The following is a 26,810-nucleotide window of genomic DNA, read 5'->3' as shown; positions in this document are numbered from 1 at the left end:
CCCGCGCCCTCGGCGCCCCCCACGCCCTCTACGAACCAGGAGACCGACGTGACGACCGGAGCCACCGTCTGGCTCACAGGTCTGCCGAGCGCCGGCAAGACCACCATCGCCCACGAACTGGCCGGCCGGCTGCGCGAGCAGGGCCGCCGGGTCGAACTGCTCGACGGCGACGAGATCCGCGAGTTCCTCTCCGCGGGCCTCGGCTTCAGCCGCGAGGACCGGCACACCAACGTGCAGCGCATCGGATTCGTCGCCGAACTGCTCGCCCGCAACGGCGTCACCGCGCTCGTCCCGGTCATCGCGCCCTACGCGGACAGCCGGGACGCGGTCCGCAAGCGGCACGGGGCGAACGGCACGTCGTACGTCGAGGTGCACGTGGCGACCCCGGTCGAGGTGTGCTCCGTACGCGACGTGAAGGGGCTGTACGCCAAGCAGGCCGCGGGTGAACTCACCGGGCTGACCGGCGTGGACGACCCGTACGAGGCTCCCGTCTCCCCCGATCTGCGCATCGAGTCGCAGCACCAGACCGTCCAGGAATCCGCCGCGGCGGTGCACGCCCTGCTGAGCGAAAGGGGACTGGCATGACAACCGTGGCCACGGTCGCGACCGGCGACGAGGGCACCGGCGGTGCGGCCGGCCCGTACGCCCTCTCCCACCTCGACGCCCTCGAGTCGGAGGCGGTGCACATCTTCCGCGAGGTCGCGGGCGAGTTCGAGAACCCGGTGATCCTGTTCTCCGGCGGCAAGGACTCCATCCTGATGCTGCACCTGGCGCTGAAGGCCTTCGCCCCGGCGCCGGTCCCCTTCTCACTGCTGCACGTCGACACCGGGCACAACTTCCCCGAGGTCCTCGACTACCGCGACCGCACGGTCGCCCGGCACGGGCTACGGCTGCACGTCGCCTCGGTGCAGGACTACATCGACCGCGGTGTGCTGCGCGAGCGCCCCGACGGCACCCGCAACCCGCTGCAGACGGTGCCCCTCACCGAGAAGATCGCCGCCGAGAAGTTCGACGCCGTGTTCGGCGGCGGCCGGCGGGACGAGGAGAAGGCCCGCGCCAAGGAGCGGGTGTTCTCGCTGCGCGACGAGTTCTCCCAGTGGAACCCCCGCCGCCAGCGGCCCGAGCTGTGGAACCTCTACAACGGCAGGCACGCGCCCGGCGAGCACGTCCGGGTCTTCCCGCTGTCCAACTGGACCGAGCTGGACGTGTGGCAGTACATCGCCCGCGAGAACATCGAACTTCCGGAGATCTACTACGCCCATCACCGCGAGGTGTTCCAGCGGGGCGGCATGTGGCTGACCGCCGGCGAGTGGGGCGGCCCGAAGGACGGCGAGAGTGTCGAGAAGCGGCTCGTCCGCTACCGGACGGTGGGCGACATGTCCTGCACCGGCGCGGTCGACTCCGGGGCCGACACCATCGAGAAGGTGATCACCGAGATCGCCGCCTCCCGGCTGACCGAGCGCGGGGCCACCCGCGCCGACGACAAGCTCTCCGAGGCCGCGATGGAAGACCGCAAGCGCGAGGGGTACTTCTAGACATGAGCACGATCACGAGCGAGGCGCTCGCGGAGACCACCCTGCTGCGGTTCGCCACCGCCGGTTCCGTCGACGACGGCAAGTCCACCCTGGTGGGCCGGCTGCTGCACGACTCCAAGTCGGTCCTCACCGACCAGCTGGAGGCCGTGGAGCGGGTGTCGGCGAGCCGGGGCCAGGAGGCCCCCGACCTCGCCCTGCTCACCGACGGGCTGCGGGCCGAGCGGGAACAGGGCATCACCATCGACGTGGCGTACCGCTACTTCGCCACGCCGCGGCGCCGGTTCATCCTCGCCGACACTCCGGGCCACGTGCAGTACACCCGCAACATGGTCACCGGTGCCTCCACCGCGGAGCTGACCGTCATCCTCGTCGACGCCCGCAACGGCGTGGTCGAGCAGACCCGGCGGCACGCGGCCATCGCCGCCCTGCTGCGCGTGCCCCACGTCGTGCTCGCCGTCAACAAGATGGACCTGGTGGACTACGAGGAGACCGTGTTCGCGCGGATCGCCGAGGAGTTCACGGCGTACGCGACGGAGCTGGGCGTCCCGGAGGTCACCGCGATCCCGATCTCGGCGCTCGTCGGCGACAACGTCGTGGAGCCGTCCGCGCACATGGACTGGTACGGCGGCCCGACGGTGCTGGAGCACCTGGAGACGGTGCCGGTCAGCCACGACCTGGCGCACTGCCACGCCCGGCTGCCGGTGCAGTACGTGATCCGGCCGCAGAGCGCCGAGCACCCCGACTACCGGGGGTACGCCGGTCAGATCGCCGCGGGCACGTTCCGTACGGGTGACGAGGTGACCGTGCTGCCGTCCGGCCGGACCACGACGATCACCGGGATCGACCTGCTGGGCACGCTCGTCGAGGCGGCCTGGACGCCGCAGTCGGTGACGCTGCTGCTGGCGGACGACATCGACATCTCCCGAGGCGACCTGCTCGTCCCGAGCAAGGACGCGCCGGCCGTCACGCAGGACGTCGAGGCCACCGTCTGCCATGTCGCCGACCAGCCGCTGACGGTCGGCCACCGGGTGCTGCTCAAGCACGGTACCCGGACGGTCAAGGCGATCGTGAAGGACATTCCGGCCCGGCTGACGCTGGACGACCTGTCGCTGCACCCGCACCCCGGCACGCTCGTCGCCAACGACATCGGCCGGGTGAAGATCCGTACCGCCGAGCCGTTGCCGGCCGACTCGTACGCGGACTCGCGGCGCACCGGTTCGTTCATCCTGATCGACCCGAACGACGGCACCACGCTCACCGCGGGCATGGCCGGCGAGTCCTTCGCCGCGCCGGACCCGGTCAAGGACGCGTCCGAGGACGACGGATGGGACTTCTGACCATGGAACTGCCTACGGCAGAACCGCCTGCGCCAGGGCTCCCGACGACGTCGACGGGACTGCCGGCGGCGCGTCCCCTCGACGTCTTCGCCACCTTCGCCAAAGAAGGCGGCCGGATCGGCGGCGGGCGTACGGGAAGCGGGCAGGGCGGGGTCGCGCGATGTGCGTGACGCTCCCGGAGCACCGGGGGCGCGCGCACCGTTCGCGTGTCCCGGTCCCGCGCCGCCACCGCCGAAAACCCGCCGATCCCCCGGCCACGACCGGCTGAGTACGACCAGCCGAGTACGTGACCGCCGGGCCCCCGAGAGGAACACCTCCCGTGCCTGTCACCCCCGCCGCACCGCGCCGCGCGTTCGCCGTGACGGCCGCGCTGGTCCTGCTCGCCCTGGCCGGGTGCGGCTACGGCTCCCAGGCCGAGGAGAGCGCCGGCGCCGGCATCGCGGCCGGGGCGCGGAAGACCGACGGCCTCGACGCGGTGAGGATCGGCCACTTCGGCAATCTGACCCACGCGACCGCGCTGGTGGGCAAGCAGAAGGGCTTCTTCCAGAAGGAGCTCGGCGCGACCGAGGCCCGGTACGCGGTGTTCAACGCGGGGCCGTCCGCGATCGAGGCGCTCAACTCCGGCTCCATCGACATCGCCTGGATCGGGCCGTCACCGGCGGTGAACGGCTGGGCCAAGTCGCAGGGCAGGAACCTGCGGATCATCGGCGGTTCGGCGTCCGGCGGGGTGAAGCTGGTGGTGAACCCGGACCGGGTGAAGTCCGTGGAGGACGTCGAGGGCAAGCGGATCGCGACACCGCAGCTCGGCAACACGCAGGACGTGGCGTTCCTCAACTGGGCGGCCGAGCAGGGCTGGACGGTCGACGCGCAGAGCGGCAAGGGCGACGTCACGGTCGTCCGCAGCGACAACAAGGTCACCCCGGACGCCTTCGCGGCCGGGTCGGTCGACGGCGCGTGGGTACCGGAACCCACCGCGTCGAAGCTGGTCGCCGAGGGCGGGAAGGTCCTGCTGGACGAGGCCTCCCTGTGGCCGGACGAGCAGTTCGTCATCACGAACCTCGTCGCGCGCCAGGAGTTCCTGGAGAAGCACCCGAAGGCCGTCGAGGCGGTCCTCGAGGCGTCGGTCTCCACCAACCGGTGGATCAACGAACACCCGGGCGAGGCGAAGGCCGCCGCCAACGAGCAGCTGGCGGCCGACTCCGGCAAGGCACTGCCCGCCGGCGTACTGGACCCGGCGTGGAAGTCGATCCGGTTCACCGACGACCCGCTGGCAGCCACCCTCGGCGCCCAGGCGGAGCACGCCGTGAACGCGGGCCTGCTCGAGCGGCCCGACCTGAACGGCATCTACGACCTCGAGCCCCTCAACAAGGTCCTCGCGGCCGAGGGCGCGCCCGCCGTCGACGACGCCGGTCTCGGCGTCGGCTGATCCCGGAACCCCGAAGAAACGTCCCAGGAGGTGACGACCATGGCCACGACCCTCGCCAAGGCCGCCGACGGCACCGAGGCGGCCACCCATGCCGCCCGGATCGAGCATGTCTCGAAGTCGTTCGCGGGCCCGGCCGGGCAGCAGCTCGTACTGGACGACATCACGCTCGATGTCGCCCCCGGCGAGTTCGTCACCCTGCTGGGCGCCTCGGGCTGCGGCAAGTCCACGCTGCTCAACCTGGTCGCGGGCCTCGACGCGCCCAGCGCCGGCGCGATCAGCACGGACGGCCGCCCGGCGCTGATGTTCCAGGAGCACGCGCTGTTCCCGTGGCTGACGGCGGGCAAGAACATCGAACTCGCCCTGAAGCTGCGGGGCGTGCCGAAGGCCGAGCGGCGCGGCCGGGCCGAGGAACTGCTGGAGCTGGTCCGGCTGGGGGGCGCCCACGGCAAGCGGGTGCACGAGCTGTCCGGCGGTATGCGCCAGCGGGTCGCGCTGGCCCGCGCGCTCGCCCAGGAGAGCAAGCTGCTGCTGATGGACGAGCCGTTCGCGGCGCTGGACGCCATCACCCGGGACGTGCTGCACGACGAGCTGACCCGGATCTGGCGCGAGACCCGGGTGTCCGTCCTGTTCGTCACGCACAACGTGCGTGAGGCCGTCCGGCTGGCGCAGCGGGTGGTGCTGCTGTCGTCGAGGCCGGGCCGGATCGCCCGCGAGTGGACGGTGGACATCGAGCACCCGCGCCGTATCGAGGACGCCGCGGTCGCGGAACTGTCCGTCGAGATCACCGAAGAACTCCGTGGGGAGATCCGCCGACATGGCCAGCACTGACACCACCGCGAAGGACGCGCACCCGAAGGACGTGAACGACCTCGCCGGTCTCGAGGCGGGGCTCGACGCGCTGGAGACGAGGCAGCAGGCCCGCAAGCCGTGGCGCCAGACCTTCGTTCAGAAGATCCTGCCGCCCGTCCTCGCCGTCGCCCTGGTGCTGGCCGTGTGGCAGGCGCTGGTCTCCTTCAGGATCGTCGACGATCCGTCCAAGCTGCCCTCGCCGGGCGCCGTGTGGAGCGTGGTGCAGGACGCGTGGCTCCAGGGCGAACTGCTCGGCTACATCTGGACCAGCGTCTCGCGCGGTCTGCTCGGCTTCTTCTTCGCGCTGCTGATCGGTACGCCGCTGGGACTGCTGGTGGCGCGGGTGAGGTTCGTGCGCGCGGCACTCGGCCCGATCCTGTCCGGGCTGCAGTCCCTGCCGTCGGTGGCATGGGTGCCGCCGGCCGTGATCTGGCTGGGCCTGAACAACCAGATGATGTACGCGGTGATCCTGCTCGGCGCGGTCCCCTCGATCGCCAACGGCCTGGTCTCCGGCGTCGATCAGGTGCCGCCGCTGTTCCTGCGGGCCGGCCGCACGCTGGGCGCGACGGGGCTGAAGGGCACCTGGCACATCGTGCTCCCGGCCGCGCTGCCCGGCTATGTGGCGGGGCTGAAGCAGGGCTGGGCGTTCTCCTGGCGCTCACTGATGGCCGCGGAGATCATCGCGTCGTTCCCCGACCTCGGCATCGGTCTCGGGCAGTTGCTGGAGAACGGGCGCAACGCGAGCGACATGGCCATGGTGTTCGAGGCGATCCTGCTGATCCTGACCGTCGGTATCGCCATTGACCTGCTGATCTTCAGTCCGCTGGAGCGGTGGGTGCTGCGCAGCCGCGGCCTGCTGGTGAAGGACTGATCCGATCATGCACCGTCCGGTTCTTCTCGTCATCGCCCACGGCAGCCGCGACCCCCGGCACGCGGCGACCGTGCACGCCCTGGTGCGGCGGGTACGGTCGCTGCGGCCGGAGCTGCGCGTGGAGACCGGCTTCCTCGATTTCGCCGTCCCCTCCGTGCCGGGGGTGCTGGACTCCCTCGCGGCGGAGGGCGTGCGTGACGTGGTGGCCCTCCCGCTGCTGCTGACCCACGCCTTCCACGCCAAGGCGGACATCCCGGCGGTCCTCGCGGACTCGGACCCGCGGCTGCGCATCCGCCAGGCGGACGTCCTGGGCCCGTCGCCCCTGCTCCTGGCCGCGCTGGAGCGTCGGCTGTACGAGGCGGGCCTCACGCCCGCCGACAAGTCCTCGACCGGGGTCGTCCTGGCCTCGGCGGGGTCCACCGACCCGGAGGCGATCGCAGTGATCGCAGCAATCGCGCGGGAGTGGCGGCACACCGGTTGGTGCGCCGTGCGGCCTGCGTTCGCCTCCGCATCCCTGCCCCGCACCGAGGACGCGGTGCGCGAACTGCTCGCCCTCGGCTGCGAGCGCGTCGCCGTGGCCCCGTACGTGCTGGCCCCGGGGTTCCTCCCGGACCGCATCGCACGGGGCGCGGTGGAGGCGGACGTCCTGGCGGACGTTCTCGGCCCGGCGCCGGAGGTGGCGCGGGTGCTGCTGGAGCGGTACGACGCGGCACGGGTGCCGATGCCGGCCGCCGTGGGGGCCTGAGGCCTCGGGGTGGTGGTGGGCGTCAGCCGCCGGTCACCGCGTGCGAGTCGTACGGCGTCCCCTGATGGAAGTAGAGCAGCCAGTCCCGGCCGGTGCGGCGCCACAGGGAACTGCGGTGGGCACGCCGGCCGTTGTGGTCCGTGTCGTAGGTGAGATGGACGGTGTCGGGCGCGAGCTGTACGGCCTTCATCCGGGAGACGGTGCCGGTGAGGCCCCCCGCATCGCGCTCGCCGGCGAGCAGGGCGATGATCGCGTCGCGGTCCCAGACCCGTCCGGACGCGCCGATCTCCACGAACTCCGGGTGCAGCAGCTCCCCGACGCGTCGGGGCGAGCGGCGTACCTCGGGGTCCAGCAGTTTCAGTTCGGCCTCGATGGCGGCGTCGGCGGTGTACGGGTCAGTCACGGGTGAGCTCCATGAGCTTGACGACGGTGTTCCAGTTGCGGGTGGTGGCGACGACGCCCTTGGTGGTCCGGGGCCTGGCCAGGCGCTCGGCGAGCTTGGAGCGGCCCAGGCCGTCCGGGGCGTACAGGTACAGGGCGCGGTCGCCGAGGCGGAACTCCTCGGGCAGATGGGCGGCCCGGTCGACGTCCGCGAAGCGGTCGGCGTCGACGGCGGCGGAGAAGTAGGTGACGTGGAGCTGCTTGGGCGCCGACTCGGCGGCCGGGAAAGGGCAGTCGTCGACGATCGCCCGCAGGTAGGCGTGGTCGCGCACGATCACGTCGACGGCGAAGCCGAAGTGCCGCTCGACGGCGTCGGCGAGTTCGGCGGCCAGTGCGTCCTCGATCGCGTTCTCTCCCGCGTCCTCGCCCCCGTCCTCGCCCGCTTCCCGGCCCTCCGGTCGGCCGCTCCCGGTGGTGAACACGGCTTGGCCGCTCTGGAGGTGGGTGCGTACGGCGTCGTGGCCGAGGCCCTCCAGCAGGGTGCGGAGTTCGGCCATGGGGACCTTTCTCCTGCCGCCCACGTTGATGCCGCGCAGCAGTGCCGCGTATGTCGTCGCCATCCGCACACGATAGGACGGCCGTCGTGCCCCCTGGGAGTGGGCACGACGGCCGTGTCCGCGCGGAGTGCGGCAGCGCGGGCGTCCTGACGGCCGTCCCGCACCCTGATCACGCCCCCGGGAGAACCCCCGGTAGATGTAGGGGTCCCCTCCTCCCCAGTGGGGAGGGGACGAAGTCCGAGGGGATGAGTTCCGCGCCCGGAGCTTCACCGGTCAGCACGACGAGACGTTCTTGTCCGGCCCCTAGCTTCGAATGTGGAAGGCGGCGGCACAGGTCGCTGTCGTGCACGAGGGAGCGAGCCCGTCATGAGGAACGGAGATGCACGGGTAAGGGGTTTCGCCGCCCGTGCCGGCGGCTGGAGCGCCCGGCACCGATGGGCGGCCGTCGGTATCTGGGTGCTGTTCGTGGTGCTGGCGATGGGCCTCGGTTCGGCGGCCGGCCGGGTCGACGTCGGCGACAGCGACCAGCTCAAGGGGGAGACGCGGACCGCCGCCCGGATCGTCGAGGACGCCGGGATCGAGGAGCCGGCCGGTGAGACCGTACTGGTGCAGGCCAAGGACGACGGACTGTCGGCCACGGACGACGAGTTCCGCGCCGCGGTCACCGCGGTCGTCACGGCGGTCGAGAAGACCGGTCGGGTCACGGAGGTGACCACGCCGTACGAGAGCGGCACGATCTCGGAGGACGGGCGCAGCGCGCTGGTCCAGTTCGACATGCGCGGCGACTCCGACACCGCCGCCGAGCGGGTCGAGCCGGTGCTGAAGGCCGTGGAGGGGGTTCAGAAGGACCACGACGCGCTGCGGATCGAGGAGATCGGCGGCGCCAGCATGATGAAGACGTTCGACGACGCGTTCGGCGACGACTTCAAGAAGGCCGAGTACTCGGCGGTCCCGGTGGCCCTCGGCATCCTGCTGATCGCCTTCGGCGCACTGGTGGCCGCGCTGCTGCCGGTGGCACTGGCGATCACCGCGATCATGGCGACGATGGGCCTGATGGGCCTGGTCAGTCATCTGCAGCCGATGAGCGAGACCGCCAACTCCGTGATGCTGCTGGTCGGCCTGGCCGTGGGCGTCGACTACTGCCTGTTCTACCTGCGCCGCGAGCGCGAGGAGCGGGCCGCCGGCCACGACGCGCAGACGGCGCTGCGGATCGCCGCCGCGACCAGTGGCCGGGCGATCGTCGTCTCCGGTGTGACGGTCTGTGTGGCCATGGCGGGCATGCTGTTCACCGGGCTCGCCGAGTTCGAGGCGATGGGCCTGGCCTCGCTGATGGTCGTGGCGGTCGCCATGGTGGGCTCCGTGACCGTGCTGCCCGCGCTGCTGTCGCTGCTGGGCGAGCGGGTCGAGAAGGGCCGGCTGCCGTTCCTGCGCCGGCGCACCTCGGGCAGCGGCAACGACAGCCGGATCTGGACGGCCGTCCTGCGCCGTGTCCTCGCCAAGCCGCTGCTCGCCGCCGCGGTGGCGACCGGCGCGCTGCTGGCGGTGGCCGCTCCCGCGGTCGGCATGAAGACCCAGAACCTCACGCTGGACCAGGAGTTCGGGGACTCGCTGCCCATCGTGCAGACGTACAACCGGGTCAACGAGGCGTTCCCGGGCGGCGCGGAGCCGGCCGAGGTGGTCGTCAGGGCGGACGACATCAACTCCCCGGAGGTACGGGCCGCGCTGGCCGACTTCCGTGAGCAGGCGGTGAGTTCGGGCGCCTCGAACGGCCCGGTCGAGACGAGGGTGCACGAGGGGCAGAACGTCGCCTTCGTGTACGTGCCGCTGGTGGGCGGCTCCGACCAGGACAGGGCGGCCGAGAGCCTGCACACGCTGCGCGACGAGGTACGGCCCGCCACGCTGGGCACGGTGGACGGTCTGGAGGCGCCGGTCACCGGGCAGGTCGCGGGCTCCGAGGACTTCAACGACCAGCTGGTCGGCTCGGTCGTCCCGGTCTTCGTCTTCGTGGTGGTCTTCGCCTTCCTGCTGATGCTGGTGTCGTTCCGCTCGCTGACGATCGCGATCACGTCGATCGTGCTCAACCTGCTGTCGGTGGGCGCGGCCTACGGCATCCTGGTGGCCGTCTTCCAGCACGGCTGGGGCGCGTCCCTGGTGGGCGCCGAGGGGGTCGGCGCGATCATCACCTGGCTGCCGCTGTTCCTCTTCGTCATCCTGTTCGGCCTGTCGATGGACTACCACGTGTTCGTGGTCTCCCGGATCCGCGAGGCCCGTCTGCGGGGCCGTACGACGCGGGACGCGATCCAGCACGGTGTGGTCACCACGGCCGGTGTCATCACCAGCGCCGCGGTCATCATGGTCGCCGTGTTCGGGATCTTCGGGACGCTGTCCATGCAGTCCATGAAGCAGATGGGCGTGGGTCTGGCGGCGGCGGTGCTCATCGACGCGACGATCATCCGGGGCGTGCTGCTCCCGGCGGTGATGGCGCTGCTCGGCGAGCGCAACTGGTACCTGCCGAAGTGGCTGCACCGGATGCCCGACCTGACCCACGACGAGTCACCGACGGGGGCGGGGGCAGGCGCGCCGGTGGCGAAGGGCGGCGTGGACCAGGGCTCGGGCCGGGGTACGGGCACGGACCACGGCGCGGACGAGGGCGAGCGGGTGCGGGTCTGATCCGCGGCCGCGGTGAGGGCGGGGGAAGGGGCACGGCATTCCAGCCGTGCCCCTTCCCCGTTCTCGCTAGCCGCGCCGCGGCAGCTCCGCCTCGATGAGGTCGGCCGCCCTGCGGGTGCCGCCCTCCTCGGCCATCCCGGCCCGGATCTCCTTCAGCCGGCGGGCGATCTCCGGGTCGCCGGTGAGGTCCAGGGCGGCCGCGCGAAGGGCCTCGGCGGTGGCCTCCTCGGCCGGGAGGTGCCGGGCGACGCCGAGGGCCTGGAGCATGTCCGCGTTGCCGAACTGGTCCACGGCCTGCGGTACGGCGATCATCGGCGTGGCCGTGGCCAGCCCTTCCTGGCTGCCGCCGGCGCCCGCGTGGGTGACGAACAGGTCGGCCTGCTTCAGGACCGCGAGCTGCGGCACCCAGGACCGCACCTCGACGTTCGCCGGTACGTCGCCCAGCTCGGCAGGGTCGACGTGCTTGCCGATCTGGAGCACCAGGTGCCACCCGGGCAGGTCACCGAACGCCTTGAGGCACTCCCGGTAGAAGCCGGGCTGCTTGGTGAACGACGATCCGAGCGACACCAGGACGACCTTCCGCGCACCGGCAGGCCGCTGCCACTCCCCCTCCGCGCCGCGGTCGCCCTGGCAGGCCCCGACGAAGCTGTACACGTTCTCGTCGACCCGGTCGGCGTTCGGCTGGAGCGCCTTGGGGATCAGGACGAGGGAGCGGGCCGGCCGGCCGACGAACGGGTCGGGGTGCTCGGTGATGCCGTTCTCCTCCAGCCAGGCGTGGAAGCGGGCGTAGTAGGCCTGGCCGCGCTCGGTCCTGAGCGGCTCCTCCCACATCGGCTCGCCGACCTCCTTCTCGTACCCCTCCCAGGCGACGAGGTTCGGCGAGAGGGAGACCACGGGCACGCCCCAGCGGTGGCCGAGCACGCGTGCCGGGTACGAGGTGATGTCGTGCAGCACCAGGTCGGGGGTGTCCCCCTCGTAGGCCTTCGCCAGCTGCGGGAGGGCCTGGACGGCGTCGTCGAGGAACGGTTCGACGTTGTCCAGCAGGGTGGTGCCCCAGGCTTCCGGGTCGTCCTCGGGCCCGGGGAGGGTGGAGTTCCAGAGCTTCACCTCGGCGCCGGTCCCGGCGACCTTGTCCGCGAAGACCGGGGGGATCGCGTACGTCACCCGGTGGCCGCGCGCCACGAGCTCGCGGATCACTTCGAGGCTCGGGTTCACGTGGCCGTGGGCGGCGATGGAGAACATGGCGATGTGAGCGGGGCTGGTCATGCCCCGAACCCTAAACGAGACGATACGTCTCGTGCAATCGGTTGGGGGTGCACGACGGCTCCCGCGACAGCCGCCCCGCCCTCGGCCCACCACCGGCGGGCACCGCGCACATCGCCGACCTGTGCGAATGGGACACTGGCCGACGGCACACAGGAGCACAGGCACAGCCACGGAGGCGGGCGGATGGACGAGGCACGGGCGCGGGACGTCCTGGTGGCGGCGGACGTGCTGCCGGGACGCGCGGCCGGGGACGCGCGGCTGCTCGCCCTGGGCGAGAACGCGGTGTTCGCGGCCGGTGACCTGGTCGTCAAGGTCGGCCGCGACAGCGGTCTGCTGGAACGCGCCCGCCGGGAGCTGTCGATCGCGCTGTGGCTGGCCGAGGAGGGCGCGCCGGCGGTGCGGGCGGCCGAACCGCGGGCACTGCTCGTCGACGGCCACCCGGTGACGGTCTGGCACCGGCTGCCCGAACCGGTGCGGCCCGCCGAACCCCGGGACCTGGCCGCGCTGCTGCGGGTGGTCCACGCCCTTCCCGCTCCCGCCTTCGGGCTGCCGCCCCGGGAGCTGCTGGGCGGCGTGGAACGCTGGCTGCGGCTCGCGGGCGAGGTGATCGCCCCGAAGGACGCGGCGTATCTGCGGGAGCGGCGGGACGGTTTCGCGGCCGCCGCCGCGGCCCTGACGCCCCACCTGCCGCCGGGCCCGATCCACGGGGACGCGCTGCCCCGGAACGTGCACGTCGGGCCGGACGGGCCGGTCCTGGTCGACCTGGAGACCTTCTCCGCGGATCTGCGCGAGCACGACCTGGTGGTCATGGCCCTCTCCCACGACCGCTACGGGCTGGCGGCGCAGGCGTACGCGTCCTTCACCGAGACCTACGGCTGGGACGTGCGCGAGTGGGAGGGCTGCGCGGTGCTGCGCGGCGCGCGGGAGACTGCCAGCTGCGCCTGGGTCGCCCAGCACGCCCCGAGCAACCCGAAGGCCCTGGCCGAGTTCGAGCGCCGCGTGGCGTCCCTGCGCGACGGCGACCCGACGGTCCGCTGGTACCCCTTCTGATCCGGTGCGACACGTTCTGATTCGGTGCGACACGCGGAATCCGGCCGGCGGGCGCCCGTCCGCGGCAACCGCGCGGCGGGGAAAGCCGCCGGCGGAGACGGCTCCGCGCTCCTCCTAAGGCACGTGCCCGGGGGCGGTCCTGGACAGCGGCGCAGCCGCCCGGCCGCCGGGCTCCCCCTCACGGGGGGCCTCGGCCGGCCCGGATCGCCGGCTCCGCGGGACGACCGGCCAAGCCGGCTCGACGACTGCCGCCGGGTCCGTGGTCCGCCGCAGGTACGCCTGCAGAGAGGCCGCCTGCTCGGCCGCCGCGCGCACCTGGAGCTCATGCAGGTCCGTCAAGGGCATCGTCCCGACGCGCTGGTACTTCTCGCCCATGCGTCGCACCACCCGGGCGGCAGCCACCGCGTCCGCCCTCGCGTCGTGTGCGTCGTCGAGCGACACTCCGTAGTGCGCGCACAACGCGTGCAGGGCACGCTTTCCCCTCCGGTACTTGTCGACGTGCTTGTCGAGCACCAGGGGATCGATGACCGGCGAGGGCACGCCGCCCAGCCGCTCGGTGACCGGCTCCAGCCCGTACCGCCGGCACTCACGGTCCAGCAAGGACAGGTCGTAGCGCGCGTTCATCACGACCAGGGGCGTCCCTGAGCGCAGGACCTCGGCGACGGCCCGGGTGATGTCCTCGACCGCGGACGACGGCGGGACTCCGTGCTCGCGGGCATGGTCCGTCGAGATGCCGTGGATCGCCGAAGCCTGCTCGGGTATCGCCACCCCGGGATCGAGCAGCCAGGTCCGCTCCGCCGAAACGGCCCCGTCCGGCTCCAGTCGCACGACCGCCGCGGTGACGATGCGATCGGTCTCGATGTCCGTACCCGTGGTCTCCAGGTCGAAGGCCGCCAAGGGGCCAGTGATCCAGCTCATCACACGGCCCCCGTGACGGTGCGTGCCTCGCGCGGGTCGGTGCCCGTCGTCTCCAGGCCGAAGCCGATCAGCGGCTCCCGGTGCCAGCCCATGGGTGGCCCCCCTTCTGTGCGGTGCGTTCCCCCAGTGGTTCTTACCTTCGCACGCACCACTGACAACCCGAGGGTCGCGTCCCGTTCGCGAGCGCGGACACTTCACGACACCGGTCGCGAATCCACCCACATCTGCTCGAACTCCTCGCGGTACGTGGGAAACAGTCCGCCTTCTTCGATCTCGCCCGGTTTGACCACCTTGCTGCCGTTGCGCAGCACCAGCACCGGCGCCTCCATCCCCCGGGCCCGGCGCAGATGGTTCTGCACCACGCCGACGCCGTCGGCGCCGTCCCCGTCGACGAGGTACGCCGTACAGCGGGGCGTCTCGTCGTACACGTGGATCTCGAAGGCGCCCGGGTCGCGCAGCCGGGACCGCACCCGGCGCATGTGGAGGATGTTCATCTCGACCGCGCGGCCCAGCTCCCCGCGCTTGAGACCGAGCTCGCGCTCGCGACGCTTGACCGCGCTGGAGGCCGGGTTCAGGAACAGCAGCCGCACCCGGCAGCCGGCCTCGGCGAGCCGCACCAGGCGGCGCCCGGAGAAGTTCTGCACCAGCAGGTTGAGGCCTATGCCGATGGCGTCCAGGCGGCGGGCGCCGCCGAAGATGTCCTCGGCCGGGAACTGGCGCAGCAGCCGCACCCGGTCGGGGTGGACGGCGACCACGTCCGCGTACCGGTCGCCGACCAGGTCCTCCACCGCGTCGACGGGCAGCCGGCGGGCGGACGGCACGTCCCCATCCGCGCCGAGCATCTCCAGCAGCCGCGCGGAGGCCCGCTCGGCCTGGTTCAGCACCGCCTCGGACAGTGCCCGGTTGCGGGAGACGACGTTGCGGGTCACCTCGAGCTCGTCCAGGGCGAGCTCGACGTCCCGGCGGTCGTCGAAGTACGGCTCGAAACAGGGCCAGTGCTGGACCATCAGCTCCCGCAGCTGCGGCAGCGTGAGGAAGGAGAGGACGTTGTCGTCGGCCGGGTCGAGCAGATAGCCCTTGCGGCGGCTGACCTCGCGCACCGCGACCGCGCGCTGCACCCACTCCTGCCCGGCGGGTCCGGCGGCGGCGACCACCCAGTCGTCGCCGTGGACGGGTTCGTAGACGGGCCGCAGCACGGCGGCCACGACCGAGCGCAGCCGCTGTTCGACGAGGTTCAGCCATATGTAGGCGCGGCCGGCCCGCTGGGCACGGGTCCGCACCTCGCGCCAGGCGTCGACGCCCCAGTCCAGGTCCGGCCCGATCGAGCCCGCGTCCATCGGCCGCGCCAGGGACACCGCACCGGGCGGGACGTCCGTGGAGTTCCCCTCGTGACCCTCGCCACCAGGGGGCAGCTCCAGCCCTCCCGAGCCCACCCGCGCACCGCCTTCCACTCCCCCGAGCACTCCCAGCCCCAACGATCAAGGAGAGTACTCCGCTTGCGGCGTGCGGTGCAGCCCGATGACGGTGCCGTTTCTCAACTTCCTTCTTCCACACCACTGTTCTGGTATGCCTGTCCGCCGGAAGTGGACGAAGTCACAGGGTGCGCACAGATGTTGCGGCTCTGACGCGCTCGCGGAGAACCGGAGGCCCACGTGGGAAGGACGCGTCGGCGGCGGCGCGACGACGGCACGGCCGCCGACCCTACAAGCGGTACGACAAGAACATCGCAACAGGGCGACACGCCAACGCTCCGGGCCAAGGCGCCCCCACCGGAGCCGTACACCTGAAAGAGTCGTGTCCATGCAGGTCTGGCCTGGCGAGGCGTATCCCCTCGGTGCCACGTACGACGGCGCCGGCACGAATTTCGCGGTCTTCACGGAGGCCGCGGACCGAGCAGAGCTGTGTCTGTTGCACGACGACGGCTCCGAGACGGCGGTCGAACTGCGCGAGAGCGACGCGTTCGTACGGCACGTGTACCTCCCCGGCATCATGCCGGGACAGCGGTACGGCTTCCGCGTCCACGGGCCGTACGCCCCCGAACGGGGGCTGCGCTGCAACTCGGCGAAGCTGCTGCTCGACCCGTACGCGCGTGCGATCAGCGGTTCGGTCCGGTGGGGCGAGGAGGTGTACGGCTACCACTTCGACGCGCCCGACCGGCGCAACGACCTGGACTCCGCCCCGCACACGATGACGTCGGTCGTGGTCAACCCGTACTTCGACTGGGGCGACGACCGGCTGCCCCGGACGGAATACCACCACACCGTGATCTACGAGGCGCACGTCAAGGGCCTCACCATGCGCCACCCGGGGCTGCCCGAGGAACTGCGCGGCACCTACGCGGGCCTCGCGCACCCGGCGCTGATCGAGCACCTGACGGAACTCGGCGTGACGGCACTGGAGCTGATGCCGGTTCACCAGTTCGTCAACGACCACCGCCTGGTGGACATGGGCCTGAACAACTACTGGGGCTACAACACCATCGGATTCTTCGCCCCGCACAACGCCTACGCGTCCTGGGGCGACCGCGGTCAGCAGGTGCTGGAGTTCAAGTCGGCGGTGAAGGCGCTGCACGAGGCCGGGATCGAGGTCATCCTCGACGTCGTCTACAACCACACCGCCGAGGGCAACCACCTGGGCCCGACGCTGTCCTTCAAGGGCATCGACAACCCCTCGTACTACCGGCTGACCGACGACCCCCGCTACTACATGGACACGACGGGCACCGGGAACTCCCTGCTCATGCGGTCCCCGCACGTCCTCCAGATGATCATGGACTCACTGCGGTACTGGGTCACCGAGATGCACGTCGACGGGTTCCGCTTCGACCTCGCGGCGACCCTGGCACGGCAGTTCCACGAGGTGGACCGGCTGTCGTCGTTCTTCGACCTGGTGCAGCAGGACCCGGTGGTCTCCCAGGTGAAGCTGATCGCCGAACCGTGGGACGTGGGCGAGGGCGGCTACCAGGTGGGCAACTTCCCGCCGCTGTGGACCGAGTGGAACGGCAAGTACCGGGACACCGTGCGGGACCTGTGGCGGGGCGAGCCGCGCGCGCTCGCCGAGTTCGCCTCCCGGCTGACCGGCTCGTCCGACCTGTACCAGGACGACGGGCGCCGCCCGCTGGCCTCGATCAACTTCGTGACCTGCCACGACGGCTTCACCCTGCACGACCTGGTCTCGTACGACGACAAGCACAACACCGCCAACGGCGAGGACAACCGGGACGGCGAGAGCCACAACCGCTCCTGGAACAGCGGTGTCGAGGGCGACACCGACGACCCGGACGTGCTGCGGCTGCGGGCCCGGCAGATGCGGAACTTCGTCGCCACGCTGATGCTCTCCCAGGGCGTGCCGATGATCAGTCACGGCGACGAGGTGGCCCGCACCCAGCGCGGCAACAACAACGCCTACTGCCAGGACAACGAGCTGGCCTGGCTCGACTGGCCCTCGGAGCGGGAGGAGCGGCGGCGCCGGGACCAGCGGGAGACGCCCGACGGCGACACCGGCGGGGACGACGGTGCGGACGGCGGCGACGACGCCCGCCTGCGGATGCTGGCCTTCACGCGCGCGATGGTGTGGCTGCGCAAGAACCACCCGGTCTTCCGCAGGCGCCGCTTCTTCCACGGACGGCCGGTCGAGGGCACCCACGACGACCTGTCCGACATCGCCTGGTTCACCCCCGAGGGGACGGAGATGACCCAGCGGGACTGGGACCAGGCGCGCGCCTCGGCGCTGACGGTGTTCCTCAACGGCAACGCGATCTCGGAGCCCGGCCGGCGCGGGGAGCGGATCACGGACGACTCGTTCCTGCTGATGTTCAACGCCTCCCCCGGCCCACTGGAGTTCGTGGTGCCCGTCGACCACGGCCGGCAGTGGCAGGTGGTCGTCGACACCGCCCGCGAGGACGGCGTACCGCCGGGCACCGGTCCGAAGGTACGGGCCGGCACCCGGCTGACGCTGACCGACCGGAGCCTGACGGTGCTCCAGCGGCCGGTGTGACGGACAGCGGCGTGGAGGGGTGGCGCGGACGGTGCCGCGGCAGCGGAGGGACTGTTGACAGGAAGGGCGGCAGGGCGGGTACGTAGGTCTGCATGACCTCTGAGCGACCTGAGCGATCCGAGCCCTCGGTGCCCACCGCCACGTACCGGCTGCAGTTGCAGCCCGACTTCCCGTTCGCCGCCGCGGCGGCCGCCGTGCCGTACCTGGCCTCGCTCGGCGTGTCCCATCTGCACCTGTCGCCGGTCCTGGAGGCGGTGCCGGGCTCGCGGCACGGCTACGACGTGGTGGACCCCGCGCGCGTGCGCGAGGAACTGGGCGGCGAGCAGGCGCTGCGGGACCTGTCGCGCACCGCGCGGGAGCACGGTCTCGGCCTGGTCGTGGACATCGTCCCGAACCACATGGCGATGTCCCCGCGCCACAACCGGGCCCTGTGGGAGGTGCTGCGCGAGGGGCCCTCGTCGCGCCACGCGCGGTGGTTCGACATCGACTGGGAGGCGCAGAACGGTCAGGTGCTGCTGCCGGTGCTGGGCGGACCGCTCGGCGCCGAGCTCGGCCGTCTGAAGGTGGACGGCGATGTGCTGCGCTACCACGACCACGCGTTCCCGCTGCGCGAGGACACCGCCCACCTGCCGCTGCCCCAGCTCCTGGACGCCCAGTGGTACCGCCCCGTGTGGTGGCGGCTGGCCCGCACCGAGCTCAACTACCGCCGGTTCTTCAGCATCTCCGAGCTGATCGGCGTGCGCGTGGAGGACCCCGAGGTGTTCGAGGCCACCCACGCCAAGATCCTCCAGCTGCTGCGCGAGGGGGTCGTCGACGGGCTGCGGGTCGATCACCCGGACGGGCTCGCCGACCCGGACGGGTATCTGCGGCGGCTGCACGAGTCGACCGGGGGCCGCTGGACCGTGGTGGAGAAGATCCTCGCCGACGGCGAGCCGCTTCCCGCCTCCTGGCCGGTCGCGGGCACCACCGGTTACGACGCCCTGCGGCACGTGGACGGCCTGTTCACGGATCCGGCGGGGACCGGGGAACTGCTCGGCCAGTACCGGCGGTTCACGGCGCCGCAGCCGGACCGGGGCGGCGAGTGGGAGGCGACGGTGCGGCGGGCCGCGTACAAGGTGCTCACGCACGAGCTGGCCACCGAGGTCGACCGGCTGACCCGGGTGGCCCACTGCCTGTGCACGGCCTCCCCCGAGCCCGCGCTGCGCGACCGCGCGCCCTGGGCCCTGCGCACCGCGCTCGAGGAACTGCTGGTCCGGCTCGAGGTGTACCGGCCCTACGCGTCCGTGGACCCGGCCGGTGTGGTCACCGAGGAGGCCGCGGCCGCCGCCCGGCGCGCCTTCGCCGTCCCCGAGGAGGCCGGGGCGGTGGACGTCGTACGGGATCTGGTGCTCGGGCGGTACGGCGACGGGCCGGGGCAGGTGGAGTTCCGTACGCGGTTCGCGCAGACCGCGTCGGCACTGCGGGCCAAGTCGGTGGAGGACACGGCGTTCTACCGCTACGTGCCGCTGCTGTCGGCGACGGAGGTGGGCCACAACCCCGGCGCTCCGGCGCTGTCCCCGGAGCGGTTCCACGCGTACTGCGCGCGCGTGCAGCGCGACTGGCCGGCGACCGGCACCGTCGTCTCCACGCACGACACCAAGCGCAGCGCCGATGTGCGGGCCGCGCTCCATGTGCTCACCGAGTGCCCCGGACCGTGGGCGGACGTCCTGGCGGAGGTGACCCACGTCGGCGCGGGCGTACCGGACCCGCAGCTGGCGTGGGCGGCCTGGCAGACGGTGTTCGGACTGGGCCCGGCCGATCCGGAGCGGGTGACGGGCGCCCTGCTCAAGCACGTGCGCGAGGCGGGCATGCACACGAGCTGGACGGAGCAGGAACCGGCGTACGAGGAGGCGGTGGCCCGGTTCGTGGCGGCGGGGCCGTGCGGGGCCACGGGCGAACGGGTCGCGCGGTTCCGGGCCTCGCTGGAGCCGTACATCCGCGCGAACGTGCTGGGCGCCGCCCTGGTCCATCTGACGATGCCGGGCGTGCCCGACGTCTACCAGGGCACCGAGTTCGAGTACCGGGCCCTGGTGGACCCGGACAACCGGCGCGCGGTGGACTTCCCGGCCAAAGGGACGGACGGCAAGGACGGCGCGGACGATGCCGACAGCGGCAGCGGCAAAGCGGCGGTGACGCGGGCCGCGTTGCGGTTGCGGGCGCGGCGGCCAGAGGTGTTCGGCGACACGGCGTCGTACGAACCGCTGGCCGCCGAGGGACCCGGGGCGGCGCACTGCCTGGCGTTCGTGCGGTCCGGGGCGGTGCTGACCGCCGTGACCCGGCTGTCGCTGCGGCTGACGGAGGCGGGTGGCTGGCGGGAGACCCGGCTGGCGCTGCCACCGGGCCGGTGGGCCGACGTGCTGGAGCCCGGACGGGAGTTCACCGGGCACGCGCGCGTGGCGGAGCTGTTCGAGCGGTCACCGGTGGCACTGCTGGAACAGGTCGGGGAGCCGGGCGTGGCGTAGGACCGTGCCCCGGGTGGGACACGGCCGCGGAGGTGCCGGTCATATGCGCCGTGTGCACCCCCTTCGGCCTCCCCCGTCGCACCCTTGACACCGGTCCGCGGCCGTGGGGTACTGCGGTGTGCGACGACGGGTGATTGACGGGGGGTGGGTCTCCTGCCGGAGCTGCGCCACCCGACGGTGGCCGAACTCGTTTGTTCCTCCCGCGCGCTGACGGCCCGGCGGCCCGGCCTGTGCGTCCTGCGGGAGGTGGGACTCTCCCGCGCGGGGCGGCCGCTGCACCTGCTGTCCGTGGGCCACGCCCGGCGTGCCGTGCTGGTGGTCGCGGGTGCCCATGCCAACGAGCCGGCCGGCGGGGGCACCCTGCTCGCGCTGGCCCGGCGGGTCGTGGCGGAGCGGGAGCTGCGGGACGACACGTCCTGGCACTTCCTGCTGTGCGCGGACCCCGACGGAGCGAGCCTCCATACGGCGACGGACCCGGACAGCCTGTACGACTATCACTTGGGTTTCTTCCGTCCTGCCGGCCGGGAACAGCCGGAGTGGGCCCCGTCGGTCCTGCCGCCCGACCGGCTGCCGCCCGAGACCCTGGCCCTGACCGGGGTCATCGACGAGCTGCGGCCCTACCTCCAGGTGTCGCTGCACGGGACCGATCTGGGCGGCAGCTGGGTCCAGTTGACGAGGGACGTGCCGGGGCTCGCCGAGCCGTTCGGCAAGTCCGCCGCGGAACTGCACATCCCGGTGGAGACGGGCGCCTCGGACGCGGCGGGCTGGCCGGTGTCCGGTCCCGGGGTGCGGGTGATGCCCGCGGCGGAGGCCGGTCCGGTGTATCCGAGCCTGCCGGACGACGCGCGGCACAGCACCTGGTACCGCCCGCACCGGTACGGCGGTCTGACGGCGGTCGTCGAGGTACCGATGTGGGCCGGCGGCCTGGTGGACGATCCGGAGCCGCATCCGGCTCCGGCCGAGGCGCTGCGGCATCTCGCGGACCGGCTGCTGCGGGACGCGCGCGAGGTGCGGCAGGTGCTGGAGGAGGTCCGCCCCGGGGCCATGGAGGGCGCCGGTACCGCCGGTGGCCCGCTGCTGCGGGCGACCACCTGGGGGCTGGAGCTGGTGCCGGGGCTGGCCGGAGACCTGGTCGGCACCCGGCCGCCCGACGGCACCAGGGCGTATGTGAGCAGCGTGGACGCGTTCACGCGCCGGGTGCCGCTGCGGGCGGCGGCGATGCTGCGGCGGGAACTGCGGGAGAGCGAGCCGCACGCGGCGGCGCGGCTGGAGCGCCTGGTCGCCTTGTGGAGCGACTCGTTCGCCGCGCACTTCCGGGCCCGCCGGGTGCCCGTGGCGCACCAGGTGGAGCATCAGGTCCGCACGGTCGTGGCGGCGGCGCTGCACGCCCGCGCGGGTACGGGAACGGGAACGGGCTGAATCGCCCGCTCCCACGACCTCAGGAGGGCTGCGGCCCGTCCAGGGCGAACACGGAGCCGGTCCGGGCCTCCATCATGCACCGGTTCGAGAAGGTCTCCGTGTACTCGACCGGCTGTCCCCGCCACTGCCCGTGCGCGCGTGCGGTCACCGGGGCGTAAACCATCGGACAGTACGTGTCCCGGGCCGGAATGCCGGTGATGCGCCCGTTCACCGCGGCGAGTTCCGCGCAGGCGTCGGCCGCCCGCGGATGGCCCTGGGGCGGGTCGCAGAGGAGCAGGTGGCCGGATGCCGTGCCGGTCCGGGTCTCGCCCCGGTCGACGCCGAGGACGAGCCAGGTGTCGGAGGTGTCGGCGCCCGCGGGGCCGGGGTCCGCCTGCGCGGGAGTGGGGGCGAGGCAGGCGAGGAAGGCGGTCGCCGCCAGCAGCGCGCCCCGTACCGCTTTCAGTGAGGTGTACGTCATTCCGGATGCATCGGCACGACGGTGCCGGAACCCCAGCCCGGCTCACCCGAACGGGAAGATGTGCCCGGGTGCCGCACGGCCGGCTCGAACACGGCGACCACGACCCGTGTCCGGTACTCGACCTGACGTGCGACCGGGATCCGGTGTGTCTCGCGGATGTCCCGGTAGTCGGCGCACCGCGCGTCGATGAGCCGGTCCAGTTCCGGCAGCGCCCCCGCCGGATCGCGGCCGGCGGTGGTGACCAGTTGGTGCAGCAGTCCCACGGTGCGCAGCGCCGGCCGTCGGCCGGCGACGGTGAGCGCGGTCGGCCGGGCGGTCTTCATGAGCGGGAACGGGCGGCCGCCCCCGTCGCCGGTGCCGGGGTCCCCTGTGCTGTGCCCGGGGCCGGAGAGCCCGGCGCCGCGGGTCCTGGTGTCGGGGTCCCAGGCGTCGGCGAGTCCGGGGCAGATCAGCACATGGTCGTCGACCGGGGCGAGCAGCCGCGCCGCGCCGGGGGCTCCCGGTCACGAGGGCGGCGGCCCGCGTGACCGGCTCGTCGGCGGTCGGACAGCGCGGGAGGGACGTCAGGGCACACTTCCACGAAGTGGCGCCGTCGGTTCGTCAACTCACCCTTCACGGGGAGTGCGCCGGACGCCTGCAGTGAGTCACCGCTTCGGGGGCACGTCAACACCATGGAGAGCAAAGGGAGTTCGACGATCTTCCGGCGCGCCCGTGGACGCCGCGACCCGTCCGGCCGTGTGCGGACGATCAGTTCGCCGTGAGCCGGTACGTCATCCGTCCGAAGCCGATCTGGTCGCCCTCCCGGACGACGGCCGCGCCGACCACCCGACGCCCGTTCACCGTCGTGCCGTTGGTGGAACCGAGGTCCCGCAGCACCCACAGGCCGCCCTGTCGACGGAGTTCCGCGTGCACGCGGGAGACCGTTTCGTGGTGGAGCCTCAGCCCGTTGGCGGGGTCGCGCCCTATGCGCAACGGGTGGGCGGTCGCCGGATGGGGCAGCAGCAGCTTCGGCAGCCGCTCGGCCCGCCATGCCCCGCGCAGCCGTACCGTGAACCCGGAGACCGCCTCCACGGAGGAGAACAGCAGGCGCGAGAAGCGGCCCTCGGTGGGCAGGTCGGCGGTGAGCGGGACGAGCTCCTCGGGGCACCGCGCCGCGAGCGCCAGCTCCATGCGCCGGATGAACGTGTCGTGGGACAGCCGCCCCACCGCGGCGCCGTCCCGCAGTACCTTCAGCGCCTTGTCGCGCTCCACGTCGGAGAGCCGCGCGGGGTACGTGTTGAACTCGAATGACGACGTCACGCTGCTGATTGTCGGCCAGTACGGGCCGGACTGTCCAGGAGACGGCCGAAGCACCGCACGGCCGTCCCCGCTCCCGATGCGGCGACACCCGCCGCAAAGGGAACATTCACCGGCGGATCGCTCTCCGATGCAGCACGATGTACGAGCTACATCACGGTGAGCAGACGAAGGGGAACCGTCCGTGCAGTTCGAGGTGTGGGCACCGCAGGCCGACGACGTGACGCTCCAGTGCGACGGCGTCACGCGCCCTTTGGCGCGCGATCCGGAACGGGAGGGGTGGTGGCGGGGTGAGGCGGACGCGCGGGACGGCTCCCGGTACGGCTTCGCGCTGGACGGCGGGCCGGTACTGCCCGATCCGCGCTCGCGCCGGCAACCGGACGGGCCCGACGGGCTGAGCGCCGTCGTCGACCACGACGCGTTCGCCTGGCGTGCGGCCTGGGACGGGCGCCCGCTGCCCGGTGCCGTCCTGTACGAACTGCACGTGGGCACGTACACGCGCGAGGGCACGTTCGACGCCGCCGCCGAGCGGCTGGAGCATCTCGCCGGACTGGGCGTCACCCATGTGGAGCTGATGCCGGTGTGTCCCTTCCCCGGCCGTCACGGGTGGGGGTACGAGGGGGTCTCCTTGTGGGCGGTGCACGAGCCGTACGGGGGACCCGAGGCACTGAAACGGTTCGTCGACCGGGCGCACTCCCTGGGGCTGGGCGTCGTCCTCGACGTGGTGCACAACCATCTGGGGCCCTCCGGGAATTATCTTCCGCGGTTCGGCCCGTACTTCACCGACACCCACCACACTCCGTGGGGCGCCGCCGTCAACCTGGACGCCCCCGGCTCGGACGAGGTGCGGACGTACCTCGTGGAGAGTGCGCTGGCGTGGCTGCGGGACTACCGGATCGACGGACTGCGTCTGGACGCGGTGCACGCGCTGGCGGACACGCGCGCCTACCCCTTCCTGGAGGAGCTGGCGACGGCCGTGGACGCCCTGTCGGCCGACACCGGCCGGCCGCTGTTCCTGATCGCCGAGTCGGACCGGAACGACCCCCGGTACGTCACGCCCCGCGCGGACGGCGGTCACGGGCTGCACGCACAGTGGAACGACGACTTCCACCACGCCCTGCACGCCGCGCTGACCGGTGAGTCGCAGGGTTACTACGCCGACTTCGCGCGTGCCCCGCTCGCGGCGGTCGCCAAGACGCTCTCCGGCGGCTTCTTCCACGACGGCACGTACTCCTCGTTCCGCGGCCGGCGGCACGGGCGACCCCTGGACCGTACGCGGATCGCCGGGCACCGCCTCCTCGGCTACAGCCAGACCCACGACCAGATCGGCAACCGGGCCCGGGGCGACCGGCTGGCCGCACTGGTCTCCCCCGGCCTGCTGGCCTGCGCCGCGGCCCTCACACTGACCGCTCCGTTCACGCCGATGCTGTTCATGGGCGAGGAGTGGGCGGCGGGCACCCCCTGGCAGTTCTTCACCGACCACACCGACCCCGAACTCGCCGAGGCCGTGCGCGACGGCAGACGACGGGAGTTCACGGCGCACGGCTGGGCCGCGGGGGACGTGCCCGACCCGCAGGACCCCGCCACCCGCGACCGCTCCTGTCTGGACTGGTCGGAGCCGGAACGCGAGCCCCACGCGCGCGTGCTGGCCTGGTACCGGCAGCTCGTCACGCTGCGTCACGCGCAGCCGGACCTCCCCGACCCCGACCTCGCCGACACCAGGGTGGTCTTCGACGAGGACCGGCGCTGGCTCGCCTTCCGGCGCGGGGACGTGCTGGTGGCCGTGAACCTGGCCGGTGAACCGGCCGCGATCGCGCTGGGCGTCCCGCACGCGCGCGTACTCGCCGCCTGGGAGCCCGTCGGGACGCCGGGCCCGGACGGAGTGCTGCACCTGCCCGGCGAGTCTGCGGTGGTGCTGCTGCAGTGAACGCCCGGGGCGCGCGGCTCGGACGTGTGGCCATGGCACGCGGCTCGGACGTGCGGCTATGGCATGTCGTCCACGCTGCGGAGGTCCGTCACCCGCTCCAGCAGGATCGCCTCCCAGGCCCGGCGCAGCCGGACGCGCAGCAGTGGCGGCAGCGGGCCGGTGACCCCGCCGCCCAGCGCCTCGGCGAGGTGCAGGATCGCGTCGCAGCGGGCCAGCCACAGGCCGCGCAGGCAGGGGCGGGCGCCGTAGCCGGCGAGGGTGGCGGCGCGTACGGCGGCCGGGGAGCCCACGGCGAGCGCCAGGCCCGCGATGTCCTCGGCGGGGTCGCCGACCACCGCCCCGGCCCAGCCGAGGACCCCGCGCACCCGGCCGTCGGCGCTGACCACGAGATGCGCGCCCGTGAGGTCGTGATGGACGAGGACCGGCGAGCCGGACTGGCCGGTGAGCTGAACGGCGGCGGAGGGGGTGAGCTGCCGCATGCGGTGGGCGGCGAACTCGTCGGCGTCGGCCAGCCGTTCGGCGGCCTCTGCGGCGGCCCGGCGCAGGGACTCCAGGGAACGCGGGGGGACACGCGGCACACCGAGCGTCTCCGCCTGCCGCACCGGTACCTCGCGCAACCCGGTGAGCAGCCCGGCCAGATCGGTCTCACCGACGGCGGAGACCCGGTGCTCCTCCGCCGACCCGCCGGCCAGCCTGGTGTCCAGGGTGCAGATCAGGCCTGGCGCCCACTCGCCGTGCGCCACGCTCGACGGCACCGCGACCGGGACGTGCGGGCGGACAAGGTCCCGCAGCCGCAGCTCGCGGCGCCGGCGGATGCTCGTCTCCCGGTCGAGTGCGAGGCGCAGCACCTGCCGGGTGCCGACCCACCAGGTGGCGGGTCCGGCGTCCTCGCCGACGGGCCGCACCTTTGGTCCGTCGGCGGTCTCGCCGTCCCTCTCGTCCTTGAGGAGGGTACGGACCAGCCGGCGGACGATGTCCGCGGTGGGTGTCGGTGCCTGGGTCATGGTCGCGCCGCTGTCGTTCGGTGGGCGGGGAGGGGACGTCGGGGCCGTTCAGTCCACTATGACCGTCTCCCCCGCCGCACGCTCCGTACGCTCCGTACGGGGGCGAGCCATGTCGTGGGCGGCGGTGCGGGACGCGGCACCGGGTGTGGTGCGGGACGCGGACATACTTCCGGTCATCCGGGCCTCCCGGGGCAGGTACGGGGGTTATGTGCAGCATCCTGCCCGGCGGGCGGGGGCGGCGCGAGCCGGTGGGCCGTGTTCGTCCGGATGAGGCACTTCAGGTCGTGCCGACTCCGGCGGTGCCACTCCCCGGTGTTCGGGTGACGAAGCCGGGGACGGCCGTGAGCTGCTGGAAGCCGCCGCTGCGGTGGCGCACCGTGAGGGGCACCTCGGCACCCGGTCTCGCCCGGAGGACCGCGCGCGCCAGGTCGGCGGCCGTGTCGGTCCGGGTGTCGCCGAGAGCGAGGAGCACGTCGCCCCGCACCAGGCCCGCCGAGAACCCCGGACCCGGCACCTGCACGCCGGCCACCAGGGCCCCCGGCCCGTGGTCGTCCACGACCTCCACGCCGAGCCTGGCGACGACGGACGCGGACGCCGGGGCG

The 26,810-nt window shown here is 72.7% G+C and carries 22 protein-coding genes and 2 pseudogenes; 13 read left to right on the top strand and 11 right to left on the bottom strand.

The genetic code is table 11. The features are described 5' to 3' along the window. Positions 1–48 precede the first annotated feature (48 nt). The 7 genes from cysC to AOK11_RS08685 all read left to right on the top strand — a co-directional run bounded on the left by cysC (position 49) and on the right by AOK11_RS08685 (position 6,763). Complete coding sequence (gene cysC, locus AOK11_RS08715; protein ID WP_055593080.1) at positions 49–585, top strand: adenylyl-sulfate kinase; 537 nt, start codon at positions 49–51, stop codon at positions 583–585. A 5-nt stretch (positions 586–590) separates the two neighbouring features. Further along, positions 591–1,535: a sulfate adenylyltransferase subunit CysD gene (cysD, locus tag AOK11_RS08710; RefSeq protein WP_388185113.1), complete on the top strand. Its 945-nt coding sequence runs from the start codon at positions 591–593 to the stop codon at positions 1,533–1,535. Positions 1,536–1,537: 2 nt separating this feature from the next. Next, complete coding sequence (locus tag AOK11_RS08705) at positions 1,538–2,872, top strand: sulfate adenylyltransferase subunit 1 (RefSeq protein WP_055593078.1); 1,335 nt, start codon at positions 1,538–1,540, stop codon at positions 2,870–2,872. Positions 2,873–3,191: 319 nt separating this feature from the next. Beyond that, the gene (locus AOK11_RS08700) at positions 3,192–4,298 is read left to right on the top strand and encodes an aliphatic sulfonate ABC transporter substrate-binding protein (protein WP_055593077.1); all 1,107 of its coding nucleotides are present in this window, start codon (positions 3,192–3,194) and stop codon (positions 4,296–4,298) included. Positions 4,299–4,337: 39 nt separating this feature from the next. Continuing rightward, positions 4,338–5,126, top strand: coding sequence for an ABC transporter ATP-binding protein (locus AOK11_RS08695; RefSeq protein ID WP_055593076.1), 789 nt, complete (start codon positions 4,338–4,340; stop codon positions 5,124–5,126). After that, positions 5,113–6,018 carry an ABC transporter permease gene (locus AOK11_RS08690; RefSeq protein ID WP_055593075.1) on the top strand — a complete coding sequence of 302 codons (906 nt, stop codon included), beginning with the start codon at positions 5,113–5,115 and terminating at the stop codon, positions 6,016–6,018. Before AOK11_RS08695 ends, AOK11_RS08690 begins: the two co-directional genes overlap by 14 nt. A 7-nt stretch (positions 6,019–6,025) precedes the next feature. Next, on the top strand, positions 6,026–6,763 hold the full coding sequence (locus AOK11_RS08685) for a sirohydrochlorin chelatase (RefSeq protein WP_055593074.1): 738 nt from the start codon (positions 6,026–6,028) through the stop codon (positions 6,761–6,763). Positions 6,764–6,785: 22 nt separating this feature from the next. On the opposite strand, the gene AOK11_RS08680 is transcribed toward AOK11_RS08685, so the two are convergent. Beyond that, a complete protein-coding gene (locus AOK11_RS08680; protein WP_055593073.1) occupies positions 6,786–7,166 on the bottom strand; it encodes a nuclear transport factor 2 family protein in 381 nt (126 codons plus the stop codon). After that, entirely contained in the window at positions 7,159–7,764 is a 606-nt protein-coding gene (locus tag AOK11_RS08675; protein WP_055593072.1) for a DUF1697 domain-containing protein, read from the bottom strand. Before AOK11_RS08675 ends, AOK11_RS08680 begins: the two co-directional genes overlap by 8 nt. Before the next feature lie 303 nt (positions 7,765–8,067). Here AOK11_RS08675 and AOK11_RS08670 point away from each other — a divergent pair, with 303 nt between their 5' ends. Then, complete coding sequence (locus AOK11_RS08670; protein ID WP_055593071.1) at positions 8,068–10,371, top strand: MMPL family transporter; 2,304 nt, start codon at positions 8,068–8,070, stop codon at positions 10,369–10,371. Between the two features lie 66 nt (positions 10,372–10,437). Here the strand turns inward: AOK11_RS08670 and mgt are convergent. Beyond that, positions 10,438–11,674: pseudogene (gene mgt / locus AOK11_RS08665) on the bottom strand (macrolide-inactivating glycosyltransferase). A 146-nt stretch (positions 11,675–11,820) separates the two neighbouring features. Between mgt and AOK11_RS08660 the strand changes: the two are divergent. After that, on the top strand, positions 11,821–12,687 hold the full coding sequence (locus AOK11_RS08660; RefSeq protein WP_055593069.1) for a phosphotransferase: 867 nt from the start codon (positions 11,821–11,823) through the stop codon (positions 12,685–12,687). Positions 12,688–12,801: 114 nt separating this feature from the next. On the opposite strand, the gene AOK11_RS08655 is transcribed toward AOK11_RS08660, so the two are convergent. Further along, a complete protein-coding gene (locus AOK11_RS08655; protein WP_079034711.1) occupies positions 12,802–13,605 on the bottom strand; it encodes a 3'-5' exonuclease in 804 nt (267 codons plus the stop codon). 194 nt (positions 13,606–13,799) lie between these two features. Beyond that, entirely contained in the window at positions 13,800–15,038 is a 1,239-nt protein-coding gene (locus tag AOK11_RS08650) for an SAV2148 family HEPN domain-containing protein (protein WP_079034710.1), read from the bottom strand. A gap of 367 nt (positions 15,039–15,405) precedes the next feature. Here AOK11_RS08650 and glgX point away from each other — a divergent pair, with 367 nt between their 5' ends. The 3 genes from glgX (at position 15,406) to AOK11_RS08635 (ending at position 21,521) form a co-directional block, all read left to right on the top strand. Beyond that, positions 15,406–17,601 carry a glycogen debranching protein GlgX gene (gene glgX / locus AOK11_RS08645; protein WP_055593067.1) on the top strand — a complete coding sequence of 732 codons (2,196 nt, stop codon included), beginning with the start codon at positions 15,406–15,408 and terminating at the stop codon, positions 17,599–17,601. A gap of 92 nt (positions 17,602–17,693) precedes the next feature. After that, a complete protein-coding gene (gene treY, locus AOK11_RS08640) occupies positions 17,694–20,102 on the top strand; it encodes a malto-oligosyltrehalose synthase (RefSeq protein ID WP_055593066.1) in 2,409 nt (802 codons plus the stop codon). A gap of 144 nt (positions 20,103–20,246) precedes the next feature. Then, entirely contained in the window at positions 20,247–21,521 is a 1,275-nt protein-coding gene (locus AOK11_RS08635; protein ID WP_055593065.1) for a M14 family zinc carboxypeptidase, read from the top strand. 19 nt (positions 21,522–21,540) lie between these two features. On the opposite strand, the gene AOK11_RS08630 is transcribed toward AOK11_RS08635, so the two are convergent. From AOK11_RS08630 to AOK11_RS08620, 3 genes and pseudogenes are all read right to left on the bottom strand, one after another. Next, entirely contained in the window at positions 21,541–21,981 is a 441-nt protein-coding gene (locus tag AOK11_RS08630; protein WP_055593064.1) for an SSI family serine proteinase inhibitor, read from the bottom strand. Continuing rightward, a pseudogene (locus AOK11_RS08625) lies at positions 21,978–22,478 on the bottom strand (hypothetical protein); the annotation flags it as partial. The pseudogene AOK11_RS08625 and the gene AOK11_RS08630, both read right to left, overlap by 4 nt. 250 nt (positions 22,479–22,728) lie before the next feature. Then, positions 22,729–23,280 (bottom strand): DUF1707 and FHA domain-containing protein, encoded by a 552-nt coding sequence (locus tag AOK11_RS08620; protein WP_055593062.1) that lies wholly within the window; start codon positions 23,278–23,280, stop codon positions 22,729–22,731. 181 nt (positions 23,281–23,461) lie between these two features. On the opposite strand from AOK11_RS08620, the gene treZ reads away from it, so the two are divergent. Further along, positions 23,462–25,204 carry a malto-oligosyltrehalose trehalohydrolase gene (gene treZ / locus AOK11_RS08615; protein ID WP_055593061.1) on the top strand — a complete coding sequence of 581 codons (1,743 nt, stop codon included), beginning with the start codon at positions 23,462–23,464 and terminating at the stop codon, positions 25,202–25,204. A gap of 56 nt (positions 25,205–25,260) precedes the next feature. On the opposite strand, the gene AOK11_RS08610 is transcribed toward treZ, so the two are convergent. From AOK11_RS08610 to AOK11_RS08605, 3 genes are all read right to left on the bottom strand, one after another. After that, positions 25,261–26,208: an aminoglycoside phosphotransferase family protein gene (locus AOK11_RS08610; RefSeq protein WP_055593060.1), complete on the bottom strand. Its 948-nt coding sequence runs from the start codon at positions 26,206–26,208 to the stop codon at positions 25,261–25,263. Between the two features lie 48 nt (positions 26,209–26,256). Then, a complete protein-coding gene (locus AOK11_RS46145) occupies positions 26,257–26,385 on the bottom strand; it encodes a hypothetical protein (RefSeq protein WP_276204810.1) in 129 nt (42 codons plus the stop codon). 100 nt (positions 26,386–26,485) lie between these two features. Next, on the bottom strand, positions 26,486–26,810 hold a 325-nt coding region (locus tag AOK11_RS08605), incomplete at its 5' end, for a PDZ domain-containing protein (RefSeq protein ID WP_157869304.1).

Origin of the sequence: Streptomyces hirsutus (assembly GCF_001418415.1) — a bacterium.
Classification (GTDB): domain Bacteria; phylum Actinomycetota; class Actinomycetes; order Streptomycetales; family Streptomycetaceae; genus Streptomyces; species Streptomyces hirsutus.
This window is presented reverse-complemented; position numbering and strand designations above follow the sequence as displayed.

Coding starts and splice junctions, on each gene's coding strand:
- AOK11_RS08705 (WP_055593078.1), top strand. CDS start 1,538: ATGAGCACGATCACGAGCGAGGCGCTCGCGGAGACCACCCTGCTGCGG.
- AOK11_RS08695 (WP_055593076.1), top strand. CDS start 4,338: ATGGCCACGACCCTCGCCAAGGCCGCCGACGGCACCGAGGCGGCCACC.
- AOK11_RS08690 (WP_055593075.1), top strand. CDS start 5,113: ATGGCCAGCACTGACACCACCGCGAAGGACGCGCACCCGAAGGACGTG.
- AOK11_RS08685 (WP_055593074.1), top strand. CDS start 6,026: ATGCACCGTCCGGTTCTTCTCGTCATCGCCCACGGCAGCCGCGACCCC.
- AOK11_RS08675 (WP_055593072.1), bottom strand. CDS start 7,764: ATGGCGACGACATACGCGGCACTGCTGCGCGGCATCAACGTGGGCGGC.
- AOK11_RS08670 (WP_055593071.1), top strand. CDS start 8,068: ATGAGGAACGGAGATGCACGGGTAAGGGGTTTCGCCGCCCGTGCCGGC.
- AOK11_RS08660 (WP_055593069.1), top strand. CDS start 11,821: ATGGACGAGGCACGGGCGCGGGACGTCCTGGTGGCGGCGGACGTGCTG.
- AOK11_RS08655 (WP_079034711.1), bottom strand. CDS start 13,605: ATGAGCTGGATCACTGGCCCCTTGGCGGCCTTCGACCTGGAGACCACG.
- glgX (WP_055593067.1), top strand. CDS start 15,406: ATGCAGGTCTGGCCTGGCGAGGCGTATCCCCTCGGTGCCACGTACGAC.
- treY (WP_055593066.1), top strand. CDS start 17,694: ATGACCTCTGAGCGACCTGAGCGATCCGAGCCCTCGGTGCCCACCGCC.
- AOK11_RS08630 (WP_055593064.1), bottom strand. CDS start 21,981: ATGACGTACACCTCACTGAAAGCGGTACGGGGCGCGCTGCTGGCGGCG.
- AOK11_RS08610 (WP_055593060.1), bottom strand. CDS start 26,208: ATGACCCAGGCACCGACACCCACCGCGGACATCGTCCGCCGGCTGGTC.
- AOK11_RS46145 (WP_276204810.1), bottom strand. CDS start 26,385: ATGACCGGAAGTATGTCCGCGTCCCGCACCACACCCGGTGCCGCGTCC.